The following is a 7,015-nucleotide window of genomic DNA, read 5'->3' as shown; positions in this document are numbered from 1 at the left end:
TTGAGATTATCCGCCGTATCGCCAAACTTGTCAACAGCTAAATAAAAGCTCGGTCCGCCAGATTCATAACTGCCTTTAGGTGCAATATTCGACATGGGTTGTCCAAGGTCGCGACTAGAACCAACGATTTCAAATTGACTTGGATTATATTTATCCAAATATGTCAGCGGAACTCCCAAATTCTCAAAATAGTCACATGGAATATCCGATGTCTTATCCACGTTGATTGCATCATAGTTGTCATATTTCGGATATTCTTCTTCGTTTCCATAATATCTCTTATACAACACCAAATCTTCATGGCGCATTGCATAATCAAGATTCGTAAACCACCGAACCCCCTTGACGCGAATATACCTTCTGCCATCTTCATCCATACCGCATCCCGCTGCACGAAGCGGATAATCATTCGGAACATAAAATTTTCGATCCCCGCTATGAATACTTGCCCCAAGCCATAATTTATTATCTTTGATGAGGGGAAAAATATCTTTGTAAGTAATGGCATTGACATTGCCTATAATCAAAAAATCCTTTTGATGTGCTACGAGCTGTGCTACATATTCGCGGAAAAGGCTGAACGGTGGATTAGTCACGACAACATCCGCTTGCTTGAGATAATCCCTACATTCCTCGGAGCGAAAATCTCCATCGCCTTTCAGCTTCTTTACCCCGCGTTTTTTCGATTTCAAAAGTGCATTTATATCTTCATCGGAAACGCCTCTGCCGTTTGCCATAGGAACTTCTTTGACATCCATGACATATCCATTGCCCCGAACCACAGGCTCATCCGCGCAATCGAAAAGAGTAAGCTGCTGTCCTATAAAAGGCGATGTACTGTACGAAGTGCAAATCAATCTCTTTAAACCAAGGTAATTGAAATTCCGTAAAAAGAATTTACAAAAATTACTTTCGAAGGGATCATCGCAGTTGCAAAGAACTGTCTTTCCTTGAAACTTATCCTCATAATGATTCATCTCTGCCTGTATATCTTCATAGGCAGTATAAAACTCATCTTTCTTTGCATCTCTCGCTTTTGCAAGACCTTCATTTTTAACGCTGCTTTTTACCATAATCGCCTTTCTTCTATGCCGCCGCTTAGATATCTCAATCATTCCTGCGCAGTTCCCTCTCACCCCAAGACAAGACCCACCGGACAATGGTCGCTGCCGAATACCTCGTTGTGAATCGTCGCCTCTTTGATCTTCGGTGCGAGGCGATCAGATACGAGAAAATAATCGATGCGCCAGCCTGCGTTCGTTTCACGCGCCTTGCGGAGATACGACCACCATGTATAGATTCCCGTCTTGTCCGGATAGAGTGCGCGAAATGTATCGGTAAAGCCCGCTGCGAGAAGCTGCGTCATCTTCTCTCGCTCCTCGTCGGTGAAGCCCGCATTCTTTCGATTCGTCTTAGGATTCTTGAGGTCGATCTCCGTATGCGCCACGTTGAGGTCGCCGCAGACGACGACGGGCTTCTTCGCATCGAGCGCCAAAAGATAGTCGCGGAACGCCTCCTCCCACGTCATGCGATAGGCGAGCCGTTCAAGCCCGCGCTGAGAGTTCGGCGTGTAGACCGTCACGAAGTAGAGATCGTCGAACTCCAGCGCGATGACGCGCCCCTCGTGATCGTGCTCTTCGATGCCGATGCCATAGCTTACGGAAAGCGGCTCTATGCGGCTGAATACCGCCGTGCCGGAATAGCCCTTCTTCTCGGCGCTGTTCCAATACTGCTTGTAGTCCGTAAGTTCCAAGATCGCCTGTCCAGGCTGCATCTTCGTCTCCTGCACGCCAAAGACGTCGGCATCGAGCGCCTTGAACGACTGCATGAAGCCCTTGCCGAGGCAAGCGCGAAGCCCGTTGACATTCCATGATACAAAACGCATGATATTCCCCCCTTACCCCTGCACGGGATCGCCGACGAAGTAGAGATAGAGGACGACGATGATGCCGAGTACGATGCGATACCAGCCGAACGCCTTGAAATCGTTGTTTTTGATGTACCGCAGCAGAAACTTGATCGAAAGGATCGACACGACGAATGCCGTCGCCATGCCCACAACGAGAATCAGGATCTCGCTACCTGTGTAATGCCAGCCGAACTTGACCATCTTCAGGAGACTCGCGCCAAACATGACGGGAATCGCGAGGAAGAATGTGAATTCCGCCGCCACATAGCGCGACGTGCCGAAGAGGATGCCGCCCAAGATCGTCGCGCCCGAGCGCGAAGTACCCGGCACGAGCGACAGCACCTGAAACAGACCGATGATGAACGCCGTCTTGTAGTCGAGCCGTTCGATCTCGCGCACGCGCGGCGTGCGGCGCTTGTTGTAGCTTTCGACGACGAGGAACATGACGCCGTAGAAGATCAAGGTCGCCGCTACGACAGGCGCCGTCATGAAGTGTTCCTCCATGAACTTGTTGAACAAGAGTCCGATGACCGCTGCCGGCACGCAGGCGAGAATGACTTTGTACCAGAGCCGCCATGTATCACGCTTCTCCCAGCTCGACTTCCAGCTCGAAAACGGATTGAGCTTCTCGAAGTTCAGCACGACGACGGCAAGGATGGCGCCGAGCTGTATGACGACGAGGAACATGTCCATGAAGGACTTCGATACGTCAAGCTTGATGAACTCATCGACGAGGATCATATGCCCCGTGCTGCTGATCGGCAGCCACTCTGTCAGACCTTCGACAATGCCCAAAACCACCGTTTTCAAAAGCTCCATAATACTTAAATCCACACAAAAGCCCCCTAAATCTTCCTATGAGATATTGAATGGGAATATTATACCACAGGTGCCGCATCGTTGGAACCGAAAAGCCCGCCGACACAAAGCGCCGGCGGGCGAACGAACACAAAACTCAATTACCCGGCTCGATCAGAGCGTATTTGCCATCGGTACGGCGATAAACGACGTTGATCTCTTCCGATTCGGCATCGCGGAACACGAAGAAGTTGTGATTCAGAAGGTTCATCTGCATGATTGCCTCCTGCACATCCATCGGCTTCACGACGAAGCGTTTCGTCTTGACAAGCTGGAATTCGCCTTCCTCTTCCTGCACGGGAATGGCGCCCAGCTGCTGCACAGCTTCTTCTTTGAAGCCGCCGCCGCGGAAACGCTTGGCAAGCCGCGTCTTCTGCTTGCGAATCTGACGCTCAAGCTTCTCGACGACAAGGTCGATGGATGTATACATATCCATCGTAGCTTCCTCGCCCCGAAGCAGCACGCCGCCCGGGATGGGCACAGTGACTTCGACAATATGGCGTCCTTTAGAAACTGTGAGGAGCACTGAGATTTCGCCCACCTCATCAAAATACTTCGTGATTTTGCCGACACGTTTCTCGACATAATCCTTGAGTGACGGGGTGATCTCAATATTTTTCCCTCGTACTGTGAATGTTGCCATAGTGACATGTCCCCTTTCCTGTTTCTTACGATGAAGGTCCGATTGGCACTTTCATGTAAGGCGAGTGGACACAAAATGTGTCCAACAAGTTTATGTTGTATATATTCTCTCTTCGCCACAAAAACCCTTCTTCTGGAAAGAATCTTTCTGAAAATTTTCACGAGATCAGTCAAGAATGAAAGCTGCTTGCTTTGAGAAAGCTCCCTCGTCAAAGACATTCCCCGCAAAAACAAAAGAACCGACTCCCAATGGAGCCGGCCTTTGCCAAACTTCAGAAAACGCGAGGTTCAGTTTGCGTTCTCTCAGGAAAGTACATGATACTTTTGTCTGCTTTACCATGAAAACCCAAGAAGCCAAGTCCAAAGAATACAGACCGATTGTTTTTTCAGGTAGGGGCGGCGCACAACGTCCATAAAAGGAACTCTTGTGCGTGTAGCCTACGCAGTCTTCACAACATTGGAAGCCTGCGGACCGCGCGCGCCTTCGACAATCTCGAATTCGACACCCTGTCCTTCAGCCAACGTCTTGAAGCCATCTCCCTGGATTGCAGAGAAATGGACAAAAACATCATCGCCGTCTTCCCTCTCGATGAAACCATAGCCCTTTTCTGCGCTGAACCATTTGACCTTACCAACCATAGTAATTCCTCCTGTTTCTTGGTGTGTTGCAGAACCGCGCCTGATACTCACGCAATTTCATTATAGACCCTACCGCTTAATCTGTCAATAAAATAGAAGACAATGATACATGCTGAGGGCAAATAATTTCTCATTTTTTTAGGCAACGCGCCATTGCCATGCGCACGATGCTCTCCGGAACATCACTTTGCACGCGCACTTTGCCGATATCTTCCATCAATACCCAGTTAACTCTGCCGTCAACTGTTTTTTTGTCGTGGAAGATCGCCGCATAAAGACCATCGACCGTGCATCCCTCCGCTATCAAAGGCAGCCCGAGGCGTTCCGTCAGTCGGCGCACGCGTTCGACGACAGAAGCTTCAATCAGACCGAGCGCCTCGCTGATATAGGCTGCGCCTAAGGAGCCGACGGCGACGGCTTCTCCGTGATTGTAGCGCACATAGCCCGTTTCCTTTTCAATCGCATGGGCAATGGTGTGCCCGTAGTTCAAGATGCGGCGCAGACCGCTCTCTCGTTCATCTTTCGCTACAACATCCGCCTTGATTTCGCACGAACGCGCAACCATAGTGAGCGCCGCCTCGGGCGAAAGGATGAGCGCATCTGCCGCATGTTCTTCGAGCCATGCAAAAAAATCCGCATCGAAAATGATCCCGTACTTGATGATCTCACCGAGCCCCGTGCAGATTTCACGTTTGGGCAAAGTGGCGAAAGCTGCCAAGTCGGCAAAAACAGCCGCCGGCTGATAGAAGGCGCCGATGAGGTTCTTTCCGAGACGGTGATTGACGGCGACTTTGCCGCCGACACTCGAATCCACCTGCGCGAGAAGGCTCGTCGGCAGCTGGACAAAAGGCACGCCGCGCATGTACGCCGCAGCGATGAAGCCGGCGAGGTCGCCGACGACGCCGCCGCCCAAAGCGAAGATCGGCGAGCGGCGGTCAAGCCCCAGTTCGATGGCATGTGTGAAGATTTCATCTGCGACGGCAAGCGATTTCGAGCCTTCACCCGCCGGCACGAGATGAAGCTCCGGACAAAGACCTGCCTCGCGCAAGGCTTTCGCCACCCCTTCACCGTAGATCTTCCCCACGTTCTCATCGGAGATGATGAGCGCCTTGCGCGAAAAATTCTGCTCTTTTACGAAAGCGGAGAGTGCGGGGCAAAGACCCTCGCCGAGAAAGATGTCGTAACTTGCTGCGCCGAGTTCTACGCGCACCTTATGCACTTCACGCACGAAAAACACCTTCTCTCTTCAAATAGCCGACGATGTCATCCACCACCTGCAGCGGCGAAAGCTCGCTCGTGTCTACGCTGTAGTCTGCGACAGCGTAAAGATCGCGGCGCTCTTCCATAAGCTCTTCCACAGCGCGGCGACGGTCGCCTGCATCCTTTTGATCGAGCACGGGGCGAGCGCCTACATGCGCCGTGCGTGTGAGTACGGCGTCAATGGACGCCGTCAAACAGATGATCGCGCCGCTCTTCTTGAGCGCCGCCACATTCGCCGCATCCTTGACCGTGCCGCCGCCCGTCGCGATCACGAGGGCGCGGCGACCCGCCACACGCTTGACCGCAGACTTTTCCAAGGCTCGAAAAGCCACTTCGCCGTCTGCCTTGAAGATCTCGGGGATCGAGCGGCCCGCCGCCGCTTCAATCTCTGCGTCAAGGTCAACGAACGCTCTGCCGAGCCGATGCGCGAGAGCGCGTCCTGTGCTCGTCTTGCCCGTACCCATGAAGCCGATCAATACGACGTTCTTCATCTCACGCCTCCTCCGTGCGCTTCTTGTACGCTGCGATGTTCGCCTGCATATCGCGCAGATTGTCGCTGTCGAACTTCTCGACGAACGCTTCGGCAAGCACAAAAGCCGCCATCGCCTCGCCGACGACAGAGGCAGCGGGCACAGCACAGACGTCGCTGCGCTCCTTTGCGGCGAGTACAGGCTCCTTTTTTGCAATATCCACGGAATGAAGCGGCTTCATCAGCGTCGGAATCGGCTTCATGACGGCGCGAACAACGATGTCCTCGCCGTTTGTCATGCCGCCCTCAAGACCGCCTGCACGGTTCGTCCTGCGAACCACTGCACCGTTTTCGCCGCAGAACATCTCGTCGTGCGCCTCGCTGCCGGAAAGCGCGGCATAGCCAAAGCCCGCGCCGATCTCGACGCCCTTGATCGCCTGAATCGACATCATGGCGGCGGCAAGACGCGCGTCGAGTCTTCTATCCCACTGGATGTGGCTGCCGAGTCCAAGCGGTGCGCCTGAAATACGCACTTCGAAGATGCCGCCGAGCGTATCGCCCGCCTCTTTCGCAGCACGAATCTTCTCCTTTATCTTCTCCTCGGCGTATTCGTCGAAACAGTTCAAATCCGACGCCGCCTTGTGCGCCGCACCCGCTTCGCGCTTCGCGGCATCGGCAGTGACGCCGCCGATGTCGAGCACAGCGGATTCGACCGTGACGCCGAGTGCATAAAGAAGCTCCTTTGCCACAGCGCCGACGGCGACGCGCATCGCCGTCTCTCTCGCGCTGGCGCGCTCCAAGATATCGCGGACATCCTCGCGCGCGTACTTTCGAACACCCGTGAGATCGGCGTGACCGGGACGCGCCGCCGTGACCTTGTCCCCCTGCGGTTCTCCGAACGCTGCCATGCGCTCTTGCCAGTTCTGCCAATCGCGATTCTCTACGGAGAGTGTGATCGGCGAGCCGAGCGTCTCACCAAAACGCACGCCCGAAAGAACGCGCACTGTATCCGTTTCAATCTTCATGCGTCCGCCGCGTCCATACCCCTGCTGCCGACGCGCCAACTCGCGGTTTATTTTCCCCGCGTCCAGCGAAAGCCCCGCCGGAATCCCTTCCAAAATAGCTGTCAAAGACGGGCCGTGCGACTCGCCCGCCGTCAAAAAACGCAATGCACCCAATATGATTTCCCACTTTCATCCAAACGTAAATTCGATGGATACGAAGTTTCCACCTTTCCT

8 protein-coding genes are annotated in these 7,015 nt (G+C 53.5%); all 8 read right to left on the bottom strand.

Going from position 1 to position 7,015, the window contains the following annotated elements; translation table 11 throughout:
- Window positions 1-1,115 (bottom strand): adenine-specific methyltransferase EcoRI family protein (locus tag ACO5Z0_RS05695; protein ID WP_485649519.1); only part of this gene is annotated, 1,115 nt, incomplete at its 3' end.
- Between the two features lie 17 nt (window positions 1,116-1,132).
- Complete coding sequence (locus ACO5Z0_RS05690; RefSeq protein ID WP_485649518.1) at window positions 1,133-1,885, bottom strand: exodeoxyribonuclease III; 753 nt, start codon at window positions 1,883-1,885, stop codon at window positions 1,133-1,135.
- Window positions 1,886-1,897: 12 nt separating this feature from the next.
- On the bottom strand, window positions 1,898-2,728 hold the full coding sequence (locus ACO5Z0_RS05685) for an undecaprenyl-diphosphate phosphatase (protein WP_442672757.1): 831 nt from the start codon (window positions 2,726-2,728) through the stop codon (window positions 1,898-1,900).
- Window positions 2,729-2,864: 136 nt separating this feature from the next.
- Window positions 2,865-3,410 (bottom strand): ribosome hibernation-promoting factor, HPF/YfiA family, encoded by a 546-nt coding sequence (gene hpf, locus ACO5Z0_RS05680; protein ID WP_442672740.1) that lies wholly within the window; start codon window positions 3,408-3,410, stop codon window positions 2,865-2,867.
- A gap of 437 nt (window positions 3,411-3,847) precedes the next feature.
- On the bottom strand, window positions 3,848-4,048 hold the full coding sequence (locus ACO5Z0_RS05675; RefSeq protein WP_006190995.1) for a cold shock domain-containing protein: 201 nt from the start codon (window positions 4,046-4,048) through the stop codon (window positions 3,848-3,850).
- Window positions 4,049-4,178: 130 nt separating this feature from the next.
- Window positions 4,179-5,267: a 3-dehydroquinate synthase gene (gene aroB, locus ACO5Z0_RS05670; RefSeq protein WP_485649627.1), complete on the bottom strand. Its 1,089-nt coding sequence runs from the start codon at window positions 5,265-5,267 to the stop codon at window positions 4,179-4,181.
- A gap of 1 nt (window position 5,268) precedes the next feature.
- Complete coding sequence (locus ACO5Z0_RS05665) at window positions 5,269-5,799, bottom strand: shikimate kinase (protein WP_485649517.1); 531 nt, start codon at window positions 5,797-5,799, stop codon at window positions 5,269-5,271.
- A gap of 1 nt (window position 5,800) precedes the next feature.
- A complete protein-coding gene (gene aroC, locus ACO5Z0_RS05660; protein WP_485649516.1) occupies window positions 5,801-6,955 on the bottom strand; it encodes a chorismate synthase in 1,155 nt (384 codons plus the stop codon).
- Between the last annotated feature and the right edge of the window lie 60 nt (window positions 6,956-7,015).

It is taken from the genome of Selenomonas sp. (assembly GCF_057272215.1).
Note: the sequence above shows the minus strand (reverse complement) of the source record. Positions and strands in the feature narration are given on the sequence as shown.

Coding starts and splice junctions, on each gene's coding strand:
- hpf (WP_442672740.1), bottom strand. CDS start 3,410: ATGGCAACATTCACAGTACGAGGGAAAAATATTGAGATCACCCCGTCA.
- ACO5Z0_RS05690 (WP_485649518.1), bottom strand. CDS start 1,885: ATGCGTTTTGTATCATGGAATGTCAACGGGCTTCGCGCTTGCCTCGGC.
- ACO5Z0_RS05675 (WP_006190995.1), bottom strand. CDS start 4,048: ATGGTTGGTAAGGTCAAATGGTTCAGCGCAGAAAAGGGCTATGGTTTC.
- ACO5Z0_RS05685 (WP_442672757.1), bottom strand. CDS start 2,728: ATGGAGCTTTTGAAAACGGTGGTTTTGGGCATTGTCGAAGGTCTGACA.
- ACO5Z0_RS05665 (WP_485649517.1), bottom strand. CDS start 5,799: ATGAAGAACGTCGTATTGATCGGCTTCATGGGTACGGGCAAGACGAGC.